This window comes from Kribbella sp. NPDC043289 (genome assembly GCF_056436705.1).
On record NZ_JBWKCB010000003.1, the window covers coordinates 542,576 to 559,710 of the forward strand.

Annotated in this window: 26 protein-coding genes; 9 read left to right on the forward strand and 17 right to left on the reverse strand. The window is 68.6% G+C overall.

What is annotated here, in order from left to right; translation table 11 throughout:
- Positions 1 to 2: 2 nt before the first annotated feature.
- The 5 genes from uraH to AC0662_RS20860 form a co-directional block, all read right to left on the reverse strand.
- The gene (uraH, locus tag AC0662_RS20840; RefSeq protein ID WP_478302535.1) at positions 3 to 320 is read right to left on the reverse strand and encodes a hydroxyisourate hydrolase; all 318 of its coding nucleotides are present in this window, start codon (positions 318 to 320) and stop codon (positions 3 to 5) included.
- The gene (uraD, locus tag AC0662_RS20845; protein WP_478302537.1) at positions 317 to 805 is read right to left on the reverse strand and encodes a 2-oxo-4-hydroxy-4-carboxy-5-ureidoimidazoline decarboxylase; all 489 of its coding nucleotides are present in this window, start codon (positions 803 to 805) and stop codon (positions 317 to 319) included. The genes uraH and uraD overlap by 4 nt, the downstream gene beginning before the upstream one ends.
- 88 nt (positions 806 to 893) lie before the next feature.
- A complete protein-coding gene (locus tag AC0662_RS20850; protein WP_478302539.1) occupies positions 894 to 1,247 on the reverse strand; it encodes a helix-turn-helix domain-containing protein in 354 nt (117 codons plus the stop codon).
- Positions 1,240 to 1,479, reverse strand: a complete 240-nt coding sequence (locus AC0662_RS20855; protein WP_387767607.1) for a thiamine-binding protein — start codon at positions 1,477 to 1,479, stop codon at positions 1,240 to 1,242. Before AC0662_RS20855 ends, AC0662_RS20850 begins: the two co-directional genes overlap by 8 nt.
- Before the next feature lie 9 nt (positions 1,480 to 1,488).
- Positions 1,489 to 2,706, reverse strand: coding sequence for a DUF6986 family protein (locus AC0662_RS20860; RefSeq protein WP_478302542.1), 1,218 nt, complete (start codon positions 2,704 to 2,706; stop codon positions 1,489 to 1,491).
- 117 nt (positions 2,707 to 2,823) lie between these two features.
- Between AC0662_RS20860 and AC0662_RS20865 the strand changes: the two genes are divergently transcribed.
- Complete coding sequence (locus tag AC0662_RS20865; protein WP_452197566.1) at positions 2,824 to 3,588, forward strand: IclR family transcriptional regulator; 765 nt, start codon at positions 2,824 to 2,826, stop codon at positions 3,586 to 3,588.
- Here AC0662_RS20865 and AC0662_RS20870 read toward each other — a convergent pair.
- The 3 genes from AC0662_RS20870 to fgd form a co-directional block, all read right to left on the reverse strand.
- Entirely contained in the window at positions 3,585 to 3,977 is a 393-nt protein-coding gene (locus AC0662_RS20870) for a VOC family protein (RefSeq protein ID WP_478302544.1), read from the reverse strand. The two genes, AC0662_RS20865 and AC0662_RS20870, sit on opposite strands and share 4 nt — an antisense overlap.
- A 173-nt stretch (positions 3,978 to 4,150) precedes the next feature.
- Entirely contained in the window at positions 4,151 to 4,729 is a 579-nt protein-coding gene (locus AC0662_RS20875) for a GNAT family N-acetyltransferase (protein WP_452197564.1), read from the reverse strand.
- Positions 4,730 to 4,760: 31 nt separating this feature from the next.
- Positions 4,761 to 5,765: a glucose-6-phosphate dehydrogenase (coenzyme-F420) gene (fgd, locus tag AC0662_RS20880; protein WP_452197562.1), complete on the reverse strand. Its 1,005-nt coding sequence runs from the start codon at positions 5,763 to 5,765 to the stop codon at positions 4,761 to 4,763.
- Between the two features lie 92 nt (positions 5,766 to 5,857).
- On the opposite strand from fgd, the gene AC0662_RS20885 reads away from it, so the two are divergent.
- The 3 genes from AC0662_RS20885 to AC0662_RS20895 all read left to right on the forward strand — a co-directional run bounded on the left by AC0662_RS20885 (position 5,858) and on the right by AC0662_RS20895 (position 7,929).
- Positions 5,858 to 6,181 (forward strand): hypothetical protein, encoded by a 324-nt coding sequence (locus AC0662_RS20885; protein WP_452197560.1) that lies wholly within the window; start codon positions 5,858 to 5,860, stop codon positions 6,179 to 6,181.
- A 371-nt stretch (positions 6,182 to 6,552) separates the two neighbouring features.
- Positions 6,553 to 7,392, forward strand: a complete 840-nt coding sequence (locus AC0662_RS20890) for a carbon-nitrogen hydrolase family protein (RefSeq protein ID WP_478302547.1) — start codon at positions 6,553 to 6,555, stop codon at positions 7,390 to 7,392.
- A gap of 36 nt (positions 7,393 to 7,428) precedes the next feature.
- The gene (locus AC0662_RS20895; RefSeq protein ID WP_452197557.1) at positions 7,429 to 7,929 is read left to right on the forward strand and encodes a methylated-DNA--[protein]-cysteine S-methyltransferase; all 501 of its coding nucleotides are present in this window, start codon (positions 7,429 to 7,431) and stop codon (positions 7,927 to 7,929) included.
- A 107-nt stretch (positions 7,930 to 8,036) separates the two neighbouring features.
- On the opposite strand, the gene AC0662_RS20900 is transcribed toward AC0662_RS20895, so the two are convergent.
- Positions 8,037 to 8,480 carry a hypothetical protein gene (locus tag AC0662_RS20900; protein WP_478302549.1) on the reverse strand — a complete coding sequence of 148 codons (444 nt, stop codon included), beginning with the start codon at positions 8,478 to 8,480 and terminating at the stop codon, positions 8,037 to 8,039.
- Between the two features lie 19 nt (positions 8,481 to 8,499).
- On the reverse strand, positions 8,500 to 9,342 hold the full coding sequence (locus AC0662_RS20905) for a DUF72 domain-containing protein (RefSeq protein WP_478302551.1): 843 nt from the start codon (positions 9,340 to 9,342) through the stop codon (positions 8,500 to 8,502).
- A 9-nt stretch (positions 9,343 to 9,351) separates the two neighbouring features.
- Here AC0662_RS20905 and AC0662_RS20910 point away from each other — a divergent pair, with 9 nt between their 5' ends.
- Positions 9,352 to 10,302, forward strand: coding sequence for a phosphotransferase (locus AC0662_RS20910; protein WP_452197551.1), 951 nt, complete (start codon positions 9,352 to 9,354; stop codon positions 10,300 to 10,302).
- Between the two features lie 166 nt (positions 10,303 to 10,468).
- On the opposite strand, the gene AC0662_RS20915 is transcribed toward AC0662_RS20910, so the two are convergent.
- From AC0662_RS20915 to AC0662_RS20935, 5 genes are all read right to left on the reverse strand, one after another.
- Positions 10,469 to 10,843, reverse strand: a complete 375-nt coding sequence (locus tag AC0662_RS20915) for a hypothetical protein (protein WP_478302553.1) — start codon at positions 10,841 to 10,843, stop codon at positions 10,469 to 10,471.
- 37 nt (positions 10,844 to 10,880) lie between these two features.
- Positions 10,881 to 11,390, reverse strand: coding sequence for a hypothetical protein (locus AC0662_RS20920; protein ID WP_478302554.1), 510 nt, complete (start codon positions 11,388 to 11,390; stop codon positions 10,881 to 10,883).
- Complete coding sequence (locus tag AC0662_RS20925; protein WP_478302556.1) at positions 11,380 to 11,712, reverse strand: hypothetical protein; 333 nt, start codon at positions 11,710 to 11,712, stop codon at positions 11,380 to 11,382. The genes AC0662_RS20920 and AC0662_RS20925 overlap by 11 nt, the downstream gene beginning before the upstream one ends.
- A gap of 204 nt (positions 11,713 to 11,916) precedes the next feature.
- Positions 11,917 to 12,444: a hypothetical protein gene (locus AC0662_RS20930; RefSeq protein ID WP_478302558.1), complete on the reverse strand. Its 528-nt coding sequence runs from the start codon at positions 12,442 to 12,444 to the stop codon at positions 11,917 to 11,919.
- A gap of 7 nt (positions 12,445 to 12,451) precedes the next feature.
- On the reverse strand, positions 12,452 to 12,892 hold the full coding sequence (locus tag AC0662_RS20935; RefSeq protein WP_478302560.1) for a hypothetical protein: 441 nt from the start codon (positions 12,890 to 12,892) through the stop codon (positions 12,452 to 12,454).
- A 109-nt stretch (positions 12,893 to 13,001) separates the two neighbouring features.
- On the opposite strand from AC0662_RS20935, the gene AC0662_RS20940 reads away from it, so the two are divergent.
- The 3 genes from AC0662_RS20940 to AC0662_RS20950 all read left to right on the forward strand — a co-directional run bounded on the left by AC0662_RS20940 (position 13,002) and on the right by AC0662_RS20950 (position 14,683).
- Positions 13,002 to 13,346 carry a ClpX C4-type zinc finger protein gene (locus tag AC0662_RS20940; RefSeq protein WP_452197540.1) on the forward strand — a complete coding sequence of 115 codons (345 nt, stop codon included), beginning with the start codon at positions 13,002 to 13,004 and terminating at the stop codon, positions 13,344 to 13,346.
- Entirely contained in the window at positions 13,343 to 13,939 is a 597-nt protein-coding gene (locus tag AC0662_RS20945; protein ID WP_478302562.1) for a histidine phosphatase family protein, read from the forward strand. Before AC0662_RS20940 ends, AC0662_RS20945 begins: the two co-directional genes overlap by 4 nt.
- Positions 13,940 to 14,005: 66 nt before the next feature.
- Positions 14,006 to 14,683, forward strand: coding sequence for a hypothetical protein (locus AC0662_RS20950; RefSeq protein ID WP_478302564.1), 678 nt, complete (start codon positions 14,006 to 14,008; stop codon positions 14,681 to 14,683).
- Between the two features lie 8 nt (positions 14,684 to 14,691).
- Here the strand turns inward: AC0662_RS20950 and AC0662_RS20955 are convergent, their stop codons facing one another.
- Positions 14,692 to 15,471: an alpha/beta fold hydrolase gene (locus AC0662_RS20955; protein WP_478302566.1), complete on the reverse strand. Its 780-nt coding sequence runs from the start codon at positions 15,469 to 15,471 to the stop codon at positions 14,692 to 14,694.
- Positions 15,472 to 15,517: 46 nt separating this feature from the next.
- Between AC0662_RS20955 and AC0662_RS20960 the strand changes: the two genes are divergently transcribed.
- Entirely contained in the window at positions 15,518 to 15,862 is a 345-nt protein-coding gene (locus AC0662_RS20960) for a cytidine deaminase family protein (protein WP_478302568.1), read from the forward strand.
- A 6-nt stretch (positions 15,863 to 15,868) separates the two neighbouring features.
- Here the strand turns inward: AC0662_RS20960 and AC0662_RS20965 are convergent, their stop codons facing one another.
- A complete protein-coding gene (locus AC0662_RS20965; protein WP_452197530.1) occupies positions 15,869 to 17,101 on the reverse strand; it encodes a DUF6652 family protein in 1,233 nt (410 codons plus the stop codon).
- Positions 17,102 to 17,135 lie beyond the last annotated feature (34 nt).

Genomic DNA, 17,135 nt, shown 5'->3' on the forward strand with positions numbered 1-17,135 from the left:
GATCAGCTCCCTCGGTAGGTGGAGAACGCGAACGGGCTGAGCAGCAGGGGGACGTGGTAGTGCCGCTCATCGGCGACCGTGAAGGTCACGGAGACCTCGGGAAAGAAGATGTCCTGGCCGGTGGATTCCGCGTACGCCGCGACGTCGAACCAGAGCCGGTACGTGCCGTGCTCGAGCTCGGGCGCGAGTTCGCCGATCCGGCCGTCCTGGTCCGTCGTACCGCGGGCTTCGAGGACGTCGCCGCGGTACAGCCGGACCTGGACGTTCTGGGCCGGCCGTCCCAGCGCGGTGTCGAGGACGTGCGTACTGAGGCTGCTCATGCGGTCACCACTTTCGCCAGCCGGAGCAGCGCGATCTTGCGCAACTCCTCGTTGACGACGGCCGCTTCGGTCGCGTCGTCGTGCGTCAGACGTTCCCGCAGACTGCTCAGCATCTGTGCCGCCGACAGCCCGGTGGCGCAGATCAGGAACACCCGGCCGAACCGGTCCTCGTACTGACGGTTGCCCTCGGCAAGAGCTTCCCGGGAGTCCTGGTCGACACCGGACTGTTCCGTGCGCGACCAGGCCGCCTCGGTACTCGCGCCCTGCGGCCGGTCACCGATCCGCGGGTGCGCCTGCAGAGCACGATCGACCTCGTCGTCGTCGAGCTCCCGGAGCGCCTGGTCGGCGACCGCGGTCAGCGCGGCGATGTCGCCGCACGGCCGCTTGGCCAGGATCGCGTCGACCCAGCGCGGCACGTCACAGCAGGCCGCCAGCTCCGGCCGCAGCCGGTCGGTCGGAGCGGAGTTGAACTCCAACAGATCCACGGTCACACCTTCTCGAATCCCGAAATCGACTTTCCGTATGACGAGAGCGTGACACCCACCCCGCTCGTCGTCAACAGTTTGTTGAAAATCAGCGGGCGCGGTTCAGGTAGTTGTAGACGGTGAAGCGCGTGACGCCGAGCGCCTCGGCCACGATCTCCGCCGACTTCCGGAACTCGAACGCGCCGCGCGCCTCCAGCATCAGCACCGCCTGCTGCTTCCGCGACCTGGGGAGCTCATTGAGCGGCCCGCCCAGTTCGTCCGCCACCTCCGCGAGCAGCCCCTGCACCCCACCCTTGGCCGGCAGCCGCACCGCGACCACCGGCTCCCCGTCCCACGCCAGCGGTACGTCGTCCGCGCGGGCGTCGGCCGGGTCGACGAGTTCCGCGTTCAGCCGTTCGATCAACGGGCCGATCGCCTGGACCAGCGGGTGCGGCTCAGGCATCGCGGCGTACCTGCAGCGTCACCTGGCTCGCGCCGCCGGCGAACGCGGCTTCGAGCACTTTCGGCAGCGCGGGCAGCAGCAGGTGCTGCTCGCCGCTGACCTGTGTGCCGAGCGGGCCGAACTCACAGTCGAGCCCGGCCTCCTCGGCGGCACGCAACGCCTCGGTGGCGTGCGCGGGTGGCGAACCCTCGACCTCGAAGGGTTCCGTGGTGAACTCCGCAACCAGTCGCATGCCGCGAGGCTAACTCTCCGGCACTGCTCGGCGGGCCAGCTTGGCGAGACCGGTGGTGTCGAACTCGGTCGTGTCGATCGCTCCGCACTCGATGCCGCGCAGGACGAAACCGGCGAGCGCGGCCGCCGTCGCGGGCTCGTCCAGGTAGCCGGACTCACCGTCGCCGAGGTACGCCCGCAGGCGTAGCGCGGCCTGCTCGAACCCTTCCCGATAGAACAGGTACGTCGCGGCGAAGCGGGTCGGGAGCTGGGCGGGGTGCATGTCCCAGCCCTGATAGATGCCGCGCGCGAGTGAGCGCCGTACCAGCCGGAAGTGCAGGCGCCAGGCGTCGTGGACGGCGTCGCCGACCGGGAGGACGTTGGTGGAACCGTCGGACACGAAGACACCGGTGCCGGCCGCGGCGAGCTGCATGACGTCCTTGGCGTGGTCCGCGACCGGGTGCTCCATGCTCTGGTACGCCGCCGCGACGCCGAGCGACGCGGAATAGTCATAGGTCCCGTAGTGCAGACCGGTGACGCGATCGCCGCCGGCCTTGATCATCCGGGCGATCAACGCGGTCCCGTCGGCACCGAGGATCGCCTGCGGCGTCTCGACCTGGATCTCGAACTTCAACTGCGGTACGCCGTAGGCGCGCTCGAGCGTTTCGAGGACGAACACCATCGCCTCGACCTGCTCGACCGAGGTCACCTTCGGCAGCGTGATGACGAAGCCGTCGGTGATCGTGCCGAGGTTCTTGATGACGAGGTCGAGCGTTCTGACGGCGCGGCGTCTGGTTGGCGCCTCCAACGATTTGATCCGCAGACCGTAGCACGGCGTCTGGGCGGAGAACGTTTGAGCAGCGGCGATCGCGGCGGCGTCCTCCTCATCGTCCGGCCGGTTGCCGTAGCCGTCCTCGAAGTCGACGCGCAGGTCCTCGATCGGCTCGCGCTCGAGTTTCGCGCGGATCCGGTCGTAGACCTCGTCCGCCAGATCGGCCGGAAGGTCGAGCACTTTCGCGAACGCTGCCGCGGACCCGGCGTGCTCGTCGAGCGCCGCCCGCGCTTGGGCGCCCCAGTCGGCCACCGTGCCCGCGTCGTAGCGATCGGCTGGGACGTAGACAGTGTGGATCGGCTGGCGGACCCCTCGATCGCCGCGGTAGTCCGCGGCCAGCGCCGCGTCCGCGGCCGCCAAACGCCGGTCCAGCTCGGTCACCAGATCAGCCAGGTCGTACGGGTCATTCAGGCTCATGCGGCCGCCTCCTCAGCTTTCCGTATTGTGGAGACTAATATCTACTTTGCGGAAGGCACAAGCATTCGCGCTTCCGGGATCTGGCGCTAAACTTCCGTCATCCGGAAAGGGGCTTCAATGGCGGAGACGAACGGCGGCAAGCCGCGCACCGGCAGCGTGCAGTCGATCGAGCGTGCGTTCGGGCTGCTCGAGACGATGGCCGACGCGGGCGGGATGATGGGCCTGTCCCAGCTGGCCACGGCCTCCGGCCTGCCGCTGCCGACGATCCACCGGCTGGTCCGGACCCTGGTCGACCTCGGGTACCTGCGCCAGGAGCCGTCGCGCCAGTACGTGCTCGGGCCGAAGCTGATCCGGCTCGGGGAGAGTTCGTCGCACATGCTCAGTGTGTTCGCCCGGCCGCATCTGGCCCACCTGGTCGACGAGCTCGGCGAGTCCGCGAACATGGCGATGCTCGACGGCGACCAGATCGTGTACCTCGCGCAGGTCCCGTCCCGGCACTCCATGCGGATGTTCACCGAGGTCGGCCGCCGGGTCCTCCCACACTGCACCGCGGTCGGCAAGGCGATCCTCGCCCAGTTCCCGGACGCCGAGGTCCGCGAACTCCTGCACCGCACCGGCATGCCCCAGCACACCGGCAACACGCTCACCACCCCCGAAGCCTTCACCACCCAGCTCCATCAGGCGGCCGACAGCGGCTACGCGACCGACGAAGGCGAACAGGAGGTCGGCGTCCGCTGCGTCGCGGTCGCCGTCCCCGACGCCCCCACCCACCTCGCCATCTCCATCTCCGGCCCCGCCGGCCGCATGACCGAAGACCTCGTAGAACGCGCCGTCCCCCTCCTAACCCAAGCCGCCAAATCCCTCTCCGAGGACCTCCACTAGCTCGGGGCCGGCATCTGGAGTACGCAGAACTCGTTCCCGTCGGGGTCGGCGAGCACGTGCCATCGCCAACCTGCCTCGGTCACCGGCACGGCGGTCACCTGCTGCGCGCCTAGCCCTCGGACCCGCGCCACCTCGGCGTCGAGATCCGCGGTCCGCAGGTCCAAGTGCACGCGGTTCTTCGTGTGCTTCCGGTCATCCACCTGCTGCAGCAGCACCTCCACCCCGAGCCTGTCCGCAGGCGTCAGGCTGAGATACGTCCCCACCGCCTCACTCTCGCGGACATACCCGAGCACACCGGTCCAGAACACCGCAGCCCGGTCGAGGTCCGACACATCCACCACCACGACCAGTTCGCCGTGTGAGTAGCGCTGCGGGCTCCGCCGAATCATGCGCCTGACCGTACGCCGTCGTACCGACACTCGCCTGTTGTCGGAGCCAGAGACAGGCAATCGTGGGAGGGGACCTGTTATTGCCTGTCTCAGGTCCCCAGTGCCGGTCTCAGGTCCCGAGTTGTGGCGCGGGGCGCGCCGCGCAGGCGAGGCAGGTGCCCGTGGGTGAGGGACTACTGGGGGGCGTAGGTTCGCCACTGTTCTGTGAGTTTGTAGCCGAGGGACTGGTTGGTTTGGAGGCTGGCCTGGTTGGCGGCGGCTCCGCCGGTGCTGAAGCGGGTGATGCCGATGTCGAGGAAGGCGAGGATCGACGCCGCCTTGACGGCTTGGGCGACCCCGCGGCGGCGGTGGGTGGTCAGCACCGACGTGAAGGCGGTGTCGCCGTAGCCGTCGTGGTCGCGGATCACGGTGGCGCCGACCAGCCGGTGGCCGTCGAAGGCTCCGAAGACCCGGTGCTCGGGCCAAAGCGCCTGGACGTCGGCGAGCTCACCGACCACCCGATGCGTCGCCGGCGTGTACGGATAGTCCTCCTCGTTCGCCTTCTCCAGCGCGTGCAGGACCGGAGCCGACTCGGGACCGAGCTCCCGAACAGTCAGTCCGCCGGCGCTCACCCGGCGTACGGCGGACTCCAGCAGCTCGCGGTCCGGGTCGAACAACCGCACGGCCCAGGACTCGCCGACCACGCGGTAGCCGGCTGCTTCGAGCTCGGCGCACCGCGGGTCGTCATCGCGAACGATCTGAAAGTCGGGCACCTGCCGATTGTCCGGCGCCCGACCGTCAGGCTCAAGACAGTTTGCGCAGCAACGGCAGAACGTCTTCGGTGAACTGGGTCAGGAACCGCTCCTGATCCTGCCCCGGACCGTGGACGACGAAGTGGTTGAACCCGGCGTCGACGTACGGCTGGAACTGCTTCACGACCTCCTCGGGGTCGGACGCCACGATCCACCGCTTCGCCACCTGCTCGATCGGCAGTTCGTCGGCGAGCCGCTCCATTTCGGTCGCACTCGTCACGCTGTGCTTCTGCTCCGGTGTCAGCGACAGCGGCGCCCAGAACCGGGTGTTCTCCAGCGCGGCCGCCGGGTCGCGGTCGTAGGAGACCTTGACCTCGAGCATCCGGTCGATGTCCTCGAACTTCTTCCCGGCCTTCTCCGCGCCTTCCTTCACGGCGGGGATCAGCTTGTCGGTGTAGAGCTCCATGCCCTTGCCGGACGTCGCGATAAACCCGTCGCCCGCGCGGCCGGCGTACTTCGCGACCAGCGGCCCGCCCGCGGCGACGTACACCTTCAGCGGGGTCTCGGGGCGGTCGTAGATGAACGCGTCAACGGTCTTGTAGTACGGCCCTTCGGAGCTGACGCCGTCCTTCGTCCACAGGTCGCGGATCAGCTGCACGGCCTCCCGCAGCCGGGCGAACCGCTCCTTGAACTCGGGCCACTCCATCCCCGACACCGCGATCTCGTTCAGCGCCTCGCCGGTGCCGACGCCGAGCATCACGCGGCCCGGGTACAGCTCGCCGAGCGTGGCGAACGCCTGCGCGATCACGGCCGGGTTGTACCGGAACGTCGGCGTCAGCACCGACGTACCGAGCAGCACCCGGTTGGTCCGCTCACCGACCGCCGCCATCCAGGCCAGCGCGAACGGTGCGTGACCACCCTCGTGCCGCCACGGCAGGAAGTGGTCCGACACGGTCACACTGTCGAGCCCGAGCTCCTCGGCCCGGACGGAGTACTCCACCAGGTCCCGCGGCCCGAACTGCTCCGCCGACGCCTTGTACCCGACTCGAATGCTCACCCTCTGCTCCCAACGTCATCTTCGCGTACTCCCCATGACAACCGCGTCACGGTCTGACTTTATGCCGCCCGAGGTCGCTACCATCGAGGGCTGTGTACGCCAACGACGCACGAGTGCTGGGCCTGATCGGTACGACGTTCCGCGCGGCCGGACTGCCGGCGATCCGCGTGACGGTGCCGGCCGCCCTCGCCGAGCAGGCCGTCTCCGCCTGGGAGCACGACGACACGAGCACCCCGGCGGGTCCTGAGGACACGTTCGCACGCCTGCAGCGGCAGCGTGCCGGGGCGCTCGCGCTGATCGGTCTGTCGATCACCGAGACCGGGAAACTGGACTCCGACGGGAACACGGTCGTCGATCTCAACCCGGAGCTGATCGGAGTCGCCATGGACGCCGCGGACGATGTCCTGCGCCGCTGACGCACGGGCCTGAGCTGACTCGCGGGCCGCTGACGCACGGACCCGAGACGACTCGCGACAAGCGCCGCGAGGCTGATTGACTCGGCCGGGCGGCTCGGCGAGGATGTGGGTCCGGCGCGGCCCGCGCCTCACCTTCGTCGACCGGCCCCAGCTCGGTCACAACGAGAAGGCAAAGGGACTTCCTGTCTCGGGCCGCTCGTCCTGGTCAGTCGCCTCGGACGGATCGCTGGGGGATCGCGTGCGAGTGCGTGGAAGGCCAGATGACAGCGCACAGGAACTTCAAACAGCGGGTTCGCGCCCGCGCCGCCAAAACCGGCGAGTCCTACACGACTGCCCTCCGGCACTTCCGTCCGACTCCGACAGGAGAAGACATGCCGGAAGAAACGACATTGCGGTTCGCCGTCGCCCAGACGTCGATGCACCGCGACCCGACGAACGCCGACGAGCTCCGCGAGGCCGGCGCCGAGATCCGCGACTTCATCCGCCAGGCCGCCGCCGCGGGGGCCCGTCTGGTGCACTTCACCGAGGGCGCGATCTGCTTCCCGAGCAAGCAGGTGCTGTCCGAGCTCGGCCCGGAGGAGATCGGCGCGTCCGACTGGTCCAAGGCCGAGTGGTCGGTGCTGCAGTCCGAGCTCGACAAGATCAACGCGCTCGCCGCCGAGCTCGGGATCTGGGTGGTGATCCCCTCGGTGCACCAGCAGCCGGAGGGTCGCCCGTACAACAGCATGTATGTCGTGTCCGACCAGGGGAAAGTGGTCGCACGGTACGACGAGCGCACGCTGTCGACAACCAAGGTCACGTGGATGTACTCGGCGGGCAAGAAGCCGGTGACGTTCGACGTGGACGGGTTCCGGTTCGGGCTCGCGCTCGGGCTGGACGTGCTGTTCCCGGAGTTGTTCACGGAGTACGACCAGCTCGGCGCCGACGGCGTGCTGGTGTCGTACGCGACGCACGGAGTCTCGCACCACGAGCACGTGGGGGTGCAGGCCCGTGGGTGCGCTGTGAACAACACCTGCTGGATCAGCTTCGCCGTGCCGGCCAACCCGGACGACGGGCTGACCTCCGGCGTGGTCGACCCTCGCGGTGAGTGGGTGGCTCAGGTGCCGAAGGAGGGATCACCGGAGCTGGCCGTGACCGATCTGCATCACGTCGAGGCGACGCAGGTCGGGCGGGCGTTCCGGCAGCGGACGCGGGAGCGGATCGGGTCGTAGGACTCACACGTCCGGGTGTTGCCGCGTTCTATCGGTATGAACAGGCATGCGGTGGTCAGCACCCGGATCGGGGAGCTCACGGTGGTGGTGTCGGGGGACGTGCTGGTCGGCGTCTACTTTCCGCACCACTGGGTGAAGCCGACGGTTGAGACGCTGGGTGAGCGGGTCGAGTCGACCGACCCGCTCATCACGCTCGTCGTCGAGCAGTTGGAGGAGTACTTCGCCGGTCGGCGGGTGTCGTTCGACCTGCCGACCCGGCTGGCGGGTGACGAGTTCCAGCGTCGGGTGTGGACTGTGCTCGAGGAGATCCCGTACGGCGAGACCACGACGTACGGCGAGATCGCGGCGCGGCTCGGGGAGCCGGCCCAGATGGCGCAGGCGGTGGGGAAGGCGGTCGGGCAGAACCCGTTGTCGATCGTGATCCCGTGCCACCGGGTGATCGGGAAGAACGGGTCGCTCACCGGGTACGCGGGCGGGCTCAAGCGGAAGCAGTTCCTGCTCGACATCGAGCAGCCGGTCGGAGCGCGGCTGTTCTGACCGGACCTCCGCCACTCACCAACTCGCGCGGGCGGGCCCCGGCTGACCGTCGGCGAGCGTGCCGCAGGACCGCGGGTCGCGGTTGGTGAGTGGTGGAGGTCCGCCCGTCAGCTCAGGTCGCCGACCTGCTCGGCGTACCAGTCCAGCTCGGTGAGGTGCTCCGCGATCTGGCGAAGTGTCCAGTTGGGGCTGCGGTCCTTGTCCCACTCGGCCCGGTCGAGGGCGGCGTACCGGAGAGTGAACGTGCGGCCGAGTCGGCAGAGGCGCTGCTCGGCCTCGCGGACGTCCTCGGGGGCGAACGGCGCGAGGTCGGCGGCCGACAGCAGCGCACTCGCGTGCCACTCGTCGGGCTGCGTCGGAACGCCGGCCAGCAGCGCCTCGACCTCGGCCAGGTGATCGATCATGTGGTCGGCGATCCGGCGGACCGCCTTGTGCGGCGTGAAGGTCCGACCGTCGTCGGAAATCCGCGGTACGCCGTCCCACGCCGGCCAGGTGACGACCAGCTTCAGCGACCGTTCCACCGCTTGCTCGACGAGCTCTCCAGGGTTCATGCCGCTGACGCTAAGGCCGTCATGCTTCGGTCGCGGCCGAACCGATCCCGAGGCGGCCGGCCAACCGCTCCGCGTCGTACGGCGCGTGCACCTTCACGTCGTTGTCGAAGTACACATAGGTGTCGCATTTCCAGGAGCGGATCTTGCGCGCCCAGCGGTCGAGCGACTTGTCGTCGTACCCGCTGACGTAGAGCTCCTCGGCGCCGTGCAGCCGGACATACGCGAAGCCGGCGGTCACGTCGTCGAACATCGGCCATTTGCCGGCCGTGTCCGCGCAGACCACGGCGATGTCATGCGCCCTCGCCAGCTCGACGAAGTCCTGCGTCTTGAAGCTGTCGTGCCGTACTTCGATCGCGTGCCGGAGCGGGATGTCGACCTTCGCCTCGAGCAGCGCGCGGTTCTTCATCCGCTCGTCGTGACCTTTGGCGAGCTCGGCCGCCGCGACCGTGGTGCGTGGCAACTGCGCGAAGAACGCCGCGCAGCGATCGGCGTCGTACTGGAAGTTCGGCGGTAGTTGCCAGAGGACCGGGCCGAGTTTGTTGCCCAGCGCAAGGACACCGGAGGCGAAGAAGTTCGCCAGCGGAGCGTCCACGTCGGCCAGTCGCTTCAGGTGCGTGACGAAGCGCGGTCCCTTGACCGAGAAGACGAAGCCGTCGGGAGTCTCGTCGTACCAGCGTTGATAGGACGTCGGGCGTTGGAGCGCGTAGAAGGAGCCGTTGAGCTCGATCGAGTTCAGGCGGTGGGACGCGTACTCGAGCTCGGCGCGCTGCGGGAGGCCCTCGGGGTAGTACACCTTGCGCCACGGCGGATAGCGCCAGCCGGAGATCCCGACTCGGTACGGGGTGTCCGGCCACTGTGCCATCCTCCGATTATGACCTTGAAGATCGACCGCGGTTCCTATCCGGAGGCGCAGACCCCCTGGGAGGAACCGGCGTGGCGAGCGGCGGCGCTCGACTGGCTGGACCGGGAGCTGGCGGCGCTCGGCGTCGGCGAGACCGGTCCGCGGCGGGTCCGGCTCCGGCCGTGGTCGGTGATCATCCGGGTCGAGGCGGAGCGACCGGTGTGGTTCAAGGCGGCGTCACCCGGGAGCGCCTTCGAGCCCGCGCTCGCCGAGGCACTCGCCCGATGGACGCCCGGGCAGGTGCTCACGCCGTACGCCGTGGACACTGCCCGCGGCTGGTCACTGCTGCCGGACGGCGGGCCGATGCTTCGCACCCAGCCGGTGGATGTTCGGCACTGGTTCGAGGTCTTACCGCAGTACGCCGAGTTGCAGCGGGGTCTCGTCGCGCGGGCGGGGGATTTGCTGGCGCTCGGCGTACCTGATGCGCGAGTTGCGGCGCTGCCACGTCTCTTCGATGCCACGTTGGACGGCAACCGGAGTCTGAGCGGGGCGGATCGGGAGCGGTTGCGGCGGTTCCGGCCGCGGTTGGTGGCGTGGTGCGAGGAGTTCGCGGAGATCGGCGTACCGGATTCGCTGGATCATGCGGATCTGCATGATGGTCAGATCCTGGTCGCGGGAGCCGGGCGGTACACGTTCTTCGACTGGGGTGACGCGAACGTGGGTCATCCGTTCTGCAGCCTGCTGGTCGCGCTCGACCGGGCGGCCGAGGAGCACGGCGCGGACGTCGTCTCGCGGTTGGAGGACGCGTATCTCGAGCCGTGGACGGCGGACGGGTACGCGTTGCCGGAGCTGCGGCGGGCGGCCGAGCTCGCCCGGCGCCTCGGTCAGCTGACCCGCGCGGGCTCGTGGGGCCGGCTCTTCCCGGCCGCCGCCACCATCGGCGACCCGGAACGCGCGGCTGCCCTGCTGCGAATGATCTAGACGCGGGCGGTTCAGGTTCCGCAGCGGCCGGAAGCCGCGGGTGCCGGACCTCCAGGCCATCACAATCGCCGGAACCGCGCGCGCTCACGCCTGGCCAGGCAGCCGACGGCCGATTGTGATGGCCTGGAGAAACGGCCGCCGGTCCGGGCGCGCAATCGGCCGCGGATCAGGTCGGGATCCAGGCTGGCCACCACGGAGGGACGTTGCCCGGGCAGATCCCGGGTGAGGAGGCCGGGGTGCCTTGCCATGAGAACAGGGCGAGGTCGGCGATCGCGAGCGCGATGGCGGCCGCGACGAGCGAGAACAGGAACGCCTTCCCGGCGTACCGGAAGACCACGGTGAACAGCACCAGGTTGACGATCAACGCGAGCGGCAGGCCGAGGAACAGCAGCGTCAGCCCGTTCGGCATGCTCCCGGCGATGTCCACGCGGCACGCCTTCCACGCCCGCGACGTGACCACCACGAGCCCGAACGCCGACCCGCCACCGACCACCACGGCAAGGAACGACTCCCCCTTGCTCCCCTTCGCAGCAAACGCCATGGGGATCACGGTAAGTGATCCACCAGCCCACTTCACCTCACCCGGCGCGGCCCGCCTCGAGCGGGTGCAGATCAACCGGAGTGAGCACCCACCGGAACCCGTACTTCGGCGTTGCGGTGCGGTCCACTTTGCCCGGCGCGAAGTACTCGTCGACCAGACTCAACAACCGCTCGTGAAACTCCGCCACCCGCTCCCCCGGCACCCGACCCGCATGCTCTCCACTGTCCTGCACGAAGCCGGTGCCGAACATCCCGGCCGCCACATCCGCATAGGCCTGCACGTAGTCCTGCACGCTCGACCCGGGCAGGTCGGTCTGCGGGCCACGCTCAGGCGCCGGCGTCCGTGCGAGCTCCGCGCCGGCTGGGGTACGACGCCATACGCCGGCATCCTCTTCGACCCGGCCGGTGTCGCGGAGCCTTCCGAGGTACCAGAGGACGCGCGCGTCGGTCACCTCGAGCGCGTCGGCGAAGTCAGTCAGCGACTGCGGCACTTGCAGCAAATCGACGATCCCGCGCGGTAGGTCGGACGCTTCCCAGTCATTGATCATGTGAGGGAGTCTGCCCGGCGAGGGTGGTCAGGATCAGGTCGGCGACTTCGGGGATCGTGCCGGTTGCGTCGACCAGGAGGGCGCCGTACCGCGCGTTGTCGGCGTCGACGTTGGCGTGCCAGGCGAGGACGCACTCCAACTCGGCAGGGCTCGAACCGAACCCGCCGGACCGACCCGCGAGTCGCCGGCGCAACGTCGTCGCGTCGACGCTCAGGCTCACGACCGCATCGAACAGGTCCCAGATCTCGCCCTCGTTCCCCACCGTCCCGCAGACGAACGTCAGGCCACCGGCCGCACCCGCGACCCGCCGTACGGTGTCCACCGGCAACCGATACGTATGCTCCGCGAACCACGCGTCATCCCGGTACGACGGCATGCTCACTTCAATGCCCGACCCGTTGTCGAACCACCGCGCGAGGCGGTCGCCATCGACGTCGAAAACGCCGTACCCCGCCGCCGCAGCTCATCCCCGACCGCGGTCTTCCCGACCCCCGACGAGCCGTTGACCAGCACCAATCCCATGCGTCTAGATCACCGCAGTGGGAATGGAGATCTCGCGCCGGCAGGCAGGACAGGTGGTGCGGCCGAGGAGGTACGGGATCTGCGCCGCGACCTCCCGGCGGCCATGCCGGTCCGCGAGTTCGAGCATCCGGCTTCCACGGGCATCGCCGGGCTCGACCGTGGTGGGCCGCTCGTCGCCCCACGTGCCGGTCGTGAACTCGTCCAGCGACAGCAGCAGATCCTCAGCACAGTTCGGGCACTGCAGCGACAGTTCGCCGGCCGCGATGCTGTCCAGATTCCGTTGCCACACGCCCCCATTCTCGAAAGCCAGCAACGCCTGCAGCGCGTAGACGAACTCGGTGTCGGACTCCGCCAGAGCGAGATTCCGCTCCGCGAGATCCCGCAGTACGCCGATCTCGCGCGCGTACTGCGGCCGTACATCACCTGCGTCCCGGGGCCTGTCGACCGACGACACGATCGCGGAGGCTAGGTGCAGCGCCGCGACGTACCCCGCCGGTCCGTACGCGTCGTCGTACGACGCCCAGGTCACCATGTCGACGTCACTTCGGGGCCGGGGGCAACCACAGGATGGTGGTTGACTGCTCGGGATCGTCCGGGTGGTGCGGCACGACGACGACCTGGTCCTCGTCCTCGTAGATCACCCGGCCGGGCGCGGCCGAGGTGTAGCGCTCGCACGGAAGGTTGTGTGCGGCAAGGATCGCCAGGTACTGCGGGATCGGTTCGAACAACCGCACCGCCGACGTCTTGAACCAGGCCGCCGCGTGCGGGTTGACGTCCCGGTCGTAGACCGCCGGGTCGACGGTCGAGGGATTCAGGTACGCCGCGTCGTACCACGCGTTCGTCGTACGCCGGAACTCCTCCTCCGCCGCGCTCAGCAGCCCACGGTGCCCCAACGTGTTCACCAGCCCGAAGATCCCGATCCGCCGCCCGCGCCGATCCGGGACCGGACTCTGGTACCTCACATACCCCTCAGCGTTCACGCGCCGATTCTGCCCCGCTACCGGCCGACCGAGTCCTTGACCTTCGCTTCGCGTCAGGGCTAGCCTGACAAGCGTGTCAGGGAGGACCTGACAGAAATGGAGGAGAGTGATGGCTGACAACGTGTTGCGGTGTTCGTTCTGCGGGAAGGTGCGGGACGAGGTGCAGCAGCTGATCGCCGGGCCGGGGGTCTTCATCTGCAACGAGTGCGTGGGGCTGTGCGAACGCGTGTTGACCGACCAGCCGATCCCGACCTTCCCGCCGTTGGACGGGAAGAGCGACGACGAGTTGCTGGCCGACGTGGCGCGACTCGACGCCTCCCGCGGGCAGGTGGAACTGGCCGTGCAGGACCGTGTGCAACGGCTCCGCTCCCGCTCCGTCACGTGGGCGCGCATCGGCGAAGCGCTCGGGGTCAGCCGGCAGTCCGCGTGGGAACGCTTCTCGGGGGAAGAGTGACGCGGGTACTGCTGGTTCGGCATGGCGCTGTCGACGGCGAGCAACTCGACGCCGAGGGTTGGTGGGGTCCGGCGAGGGACTTCGCGCCGTTGTCGACGGTTGGGGCCGAGCAAGCGCGGCAGGTCGGCCGACGGCTCCGCGGGAGTGGGGCGCGGCGGATCGTCGCCTCGCCGATGACCCGGGCGCTGCAGACCGCGAGCCTGATCGCCGCGGAGACGCAGCTCCCACTGACCGCGGTCGAGGTCGACCTGCGCGAATGGCTCCCGGACTCGACGCTGTCCTGGCGCTCGGCCGAGGCCTTCGCCGCTGCGGACGACTTCCATCGACACGACGGCGAGTGGCCGGCCGGCGAAACGCGGACGTGGGAACCGCAGTCCTCGGTACGCCGACGCGCGCTCGACGCGCTACACCGCCAGGCCGCCCTCGACGCCGACCCCTTCATCGCCGTCTGCCACGGCATGCTGATCGAGTCCCTCACCGAGCAGCAGGGCATCGAGCACTGCGGCATACGAGAGATCAACCTGAACCACGCCGTACGACGGGACGCGGTTCCGTTCCTGCCTCACGCAGCGGGTCCGGCTCCGAAACGGTGAGCGCTCGCCACCGACCTCAGGTATTTCCATGGATTCTGCCTTCCACGACCGCCTAAGGTCCTCGGCGTGAACAGTCCGCCCGCACCCCGACTGGCCGCGATCCGCGACCGCTGGTTGAGCGCTGCAACGACTGACCTCCGCAACGACCCGCTCGTACTCGGCGCCGCCCTGACCGGATCGTTGGGCGCCGACCGAGCCGACGACTGGAGCGACGTGGACCTGCTCGTCGTCGTCAACGACGCCCACTTGAACAGCCACGCGACCGCTGACCATCTCCCGCCCGGCGATCGGACCTTCACCATCGACGCCCGCCACAACGGCCCACTCGGCACTCGGGCGCTCAGCGCGCAGTACGTCGTCGACGGTCTACCGCTGTGGGTCGACTGGCACGTCGTCCCACTCTCCCTCGCGACCTGGCCGCCCGAGAGCACCGTCCTGTTCGACCGCCACGGCATCCCTCAAGCTCGAACCACCCACGACCACCACGAGCCGCCGACCCCCAAAACCCCGGAGGAAGAGGCGGCCCTCCGACTCGCCCTAATCCCAATCGCCGGCAAGCAGGTAGCCCGCCACTCGCCAGCAGCCGCACAAACCATCCACTTCCTCACCGGCACTCCCCTCCCCGAAGCCGATCGCAGCACTCAACTGGCCGCGCTCCGCGAACTCCTCCCCCAGCTCCCCGATGCCAAGGCGCGCGCAGCCACCAGCGCATACCTCGACCTCGTCGAGGAAACCCTTCACTGACTGCAGAGCTACCCGAGGAAGTCTGCAATCTCGGTGATGTAGCGGTCGGGTTCCTCGACGTTGGGGAAGTGGGCGCTGTTGTCGAACACCCGGAGGACGGCACGCGGCAGACGGGTGACCAGGTCGCGGCAGGCGTCGACGCCTGCGTTGCGATCCCACAAACCGACCAGCACCAGCATGGGAATATCGAGGCCGGCCAGTTCGTCGACGAGAGGCACCGGCCGCGACGGCTGCTTGGCAAGCGCTGCGGACATGTCACCTGTGTTGACGAGCCCGCTCTCTTCCCACAGCCCGCGCACGAGCTTCGCGGTCGCGGACTGGTGGAAGAGGAAACGGTCGGTTGTCTCCCGATCGGCAACATCCCAGACCGCGCGTGGACCCGACCTGGCGACCGCAGCCCGGATCGCCGTACGCATGTCGTCATTCGCGGCGACTGCCTCGAAGCCGGCTGCCCACGGCGACGGCGTGAGCGGCCCAGCCAGACCGGTGCCCTGAATGATCAGGCGGTCGACGCGTTCTGGGTAGGCGACGGCATACTCCGCCGCGAGATCGCCGCCGAACGAGATCCCCAGCAAGACCATCCGCGGTACGTCGAGGTGCCGTGGACGACGACCAGCGGTGTCCCCGCCCGTAGATCGCCCACGACACGGACCCAGTGCCGAATGCCGTTGAGCACCACACCTGACTCGCCCATCGTCGCAGTCTGCCCGAGCCGCGGCGTAGCGGTAAGTCCGGTGACCTGTGGTGGGTCGGGTTGCTAGGTTCGCGAGGGTGAATGCACCGAGCAATGACGGGTTGATTGAGGCGGCTGCGGCTGTTTTGCATCCTCATCATGTGGACGAGCGGGTGTTCGGGGATGTGGCGTCGGCGCTGGTTACCAAGGCTGGGAACGTGTACGTCGGGGTCTGTATCGACACGTCGTCGGGTACGGGATTCTGTGCCGAGCATGCGGCGATCGCAGCCATGGTGACGGCTCGGGAGTACAAGATCGCGAAGATTGTCGCGGTTTGTGGTGACGAGAGCCGGCTCTACGTTCTGCCGCCGTGTGGGCGGTGTCGGGAGTTCATTCGGCAGATCGATCCGGCCAACCTCGCCACCGAGGTCGTCCTGGGTCGGGACCGTACGTCGCCGCTCAGCGCGCTCCTGCCCGAGAACGCGTGGCCCGCGCCGCTCGACTGACTTGGGTCACACCGGACTGACGGCGTACCGGTTCGGGTGTTTTACCTGATGGGCGATTGCGAGGGTGCTGATGATGTCGGCGATGAAGATGAGTTGTAGTGCGGCGTGGAGGGCGCAGAAGCGGGGGGTGATGGCGCGTTGGCGCATCAGGAGGGCTAGGCAGGTCAGACCGTAGATCGAGGTCGGGAGCAGCATCAGGTACGTGCCGATGACGGCGGGGACGAGCCCGGCGGTGGTGAACGCGCCGACCAGCGCGTAGCCGCCTGGGCCCATGAAGAACAGTACGGCCCCCCGCGAGATCGCGATCGGGATCAAGGTCAGTGCCAGTACGACGGCTGTGCAGAGCACGAAGTTCTGGATGAACAGCGGGATCATGCCGAGCTTCACGAGGCGGGCCGACCGCGCCAGCGCATCGACGTCCTCGGCCAGATAGAAGCGAACAGCCGTCCGGAACGTCACGAGCGGCGCCACCGGGACGACCACCAGCAGGAAGAACTCGGCGGACGACGTGAGGCCGAGGAGATTGATCCCGTACGGCATCGGGATTCCGAGCGGATGGAACGAGTAGAAGGTCCCGGTGAACACCAGCCAGACCGCCGCGAGGGACGAGCCCACGATCAGCACGCCGGCGAGCAGGTTCCGGGAGAGCGGCCCCGGTGGGCGCGCGATCCCGAGGCGGTCCCGGGCGATCTCGACCACCACGATCGCACTGAGCACGTCGACGACGTACAGGAAGTGCAGCACCATGTTGAGACCGAAGGTGATCGGCCCGATCCCGTCACCCCGCTTGAGCACCACGAGACAGCCGACGCCGTACGCCGAGGTCGGCAGCAGCACGACGTACGTGAGGACGACGAACAGCAGCGCCACCAGGAACCCGTCGAGACCGAACCGGTCCTGATCGTTCGACCCGACCAGCGTGACGACTTCCGCCAGGGCGATGAAGTTCAGCACGAAGAACGGAACGGCGATGAGCTTCACGAGGTTCGCCGAGTCCTGCAGCGCGTTGAGGTCGCGCCGCCGAACCAATCGGACCGCGTCACCGACGACGACGATCCCGAGCACCAGGTAGATCAGGAACCACAGGCCGAGTAGCACGAACGGCACCGTCAAACCGCCGGCTCTGTCGATCCGGAACGGCCAGTTCATTCCGATGCCCGTGGCAACACCGGCCGTCAGCACCGCCCCGAGAACAAGCCACGCACCGAGCGCCTTCGCCATACCCGCAGTCCCCGTCATTGCTTCGAGTTCGTCCGCACATCCTCGCGTCCGA

Bases quoted from the DNA above. Each gene is read 5' to 3' on its own strand.
- uraH (WP_478302535.1), bottom strand. From the start codon at position 320: ATGAGCAGCCTCAGTACGCACGTCCTCGACACCGCGCTGGGACGGCCG.
- AC0662_RS20850 (WP_478302539.1), bottom strand. From the start codon at position 1,247: ATGCCTGAGCCGCACCCGCTGGTCCAGGCGATCGGCCCGTTGATCGAA.
- AC0662_RS20855 (WP_387767607.1), bottom strand. From the start codon at position 1,479: ATGCGACTGGTTGCGGAGTTCACCACGGAACCCTTCGAGGTCGAGGGT.
- AC0662_RS20860 (WP_478302542.1), bottom strand. From the start codon at position 2,706: ATGAGCCTGAATGACCCGTACGACCTGGCTGATCTGGTGACCGAGCTG.
- AC0662_RS20865 (WP_452197566.1), top strand. From the start codon at position 2,824: ATGGCGGAGACGAACGGCGGCAAGCCGCGCACCGGCAGCGTGCAGTCG.
- AC0662_RS20870 (WP_478302544.1), bottom strand. From the start codon at position 3,977: ATGATTCGGCGGAGCCCGCAGCGCTACTCACACGGCGAACTGGTCGTG.
- AC0662_RS20890 (WP_478302547.1), top strand. From the start codon at position 6,553: ATGCCGGAAGAAACGACATTGCGGTTCGCCGTCGCCCAGACGTCGATG.
- AC0662_RS20895 (WP_452197557.1), top strand. From the start codon at position 7,429: ATGAACAGGCATGCGGTGGTCAGCACCCGGATCGGGGAGCTCACGGTG.
- AC0662_RS20900 (WP_478302549.1), bottom strand. From the start codon at position 8,480: ATGAACCCTGGAGAGCTCGTCGAGCAAGCGGTGGAACGGTCGCTGAAG.
- AC0662_RS20905 (WP_478302551.1), bottom strand. From the start codon at position 9,342: ATGGCACAGTGGCCGGACACCCCGTACCGAGTCGGGATCTCCGGCTGG.
- AC0662_RS20910 (WP_452197551.1), top strand. From the start codon at position 9,352: ATGACCTTGAAGATCGACCGCGGTTCCTATCCGGAGGCGCAGACCCCC.
- AC0662_RS20915 (WP_478302553.1), bottom strand. From the start codon at position 10,843: ATGGCGTTTGCTGCGAAGGGGAGCAAGGGGGAGTCGTTCCTTGCCGTG.
- AC0662_RS20920 (WP_478302554.1), bottom strand. From the start codon at position 11,390: ATGATCAATGACTGGGAAGCGTCCGACCTACCGCGCGGGATCGTCGAT.
- AC0662_RS20930 (WP_478302558.1), bottom strand. From the start codon at position 12,444: ATGGTGACCTGGGCGTCGTACGACGACGCGTACGGACCGGCGGGGTAC.
- AC0662_RS20940 (WP_452197540.1), top strand. From the start codon at position 13,002: ATGGCTGACAACGTGTTGCGGTGTTCGTTCTGCGGGAAGGTGCGGGAC.
- AC0662_RS20965 (WP_452197530.1), bottom strand. From the start codon at position 17,101: ATGACGGGGACTGCGGGTATGGCGAAGGCGCTCGGTGCGTGGCTTGTT.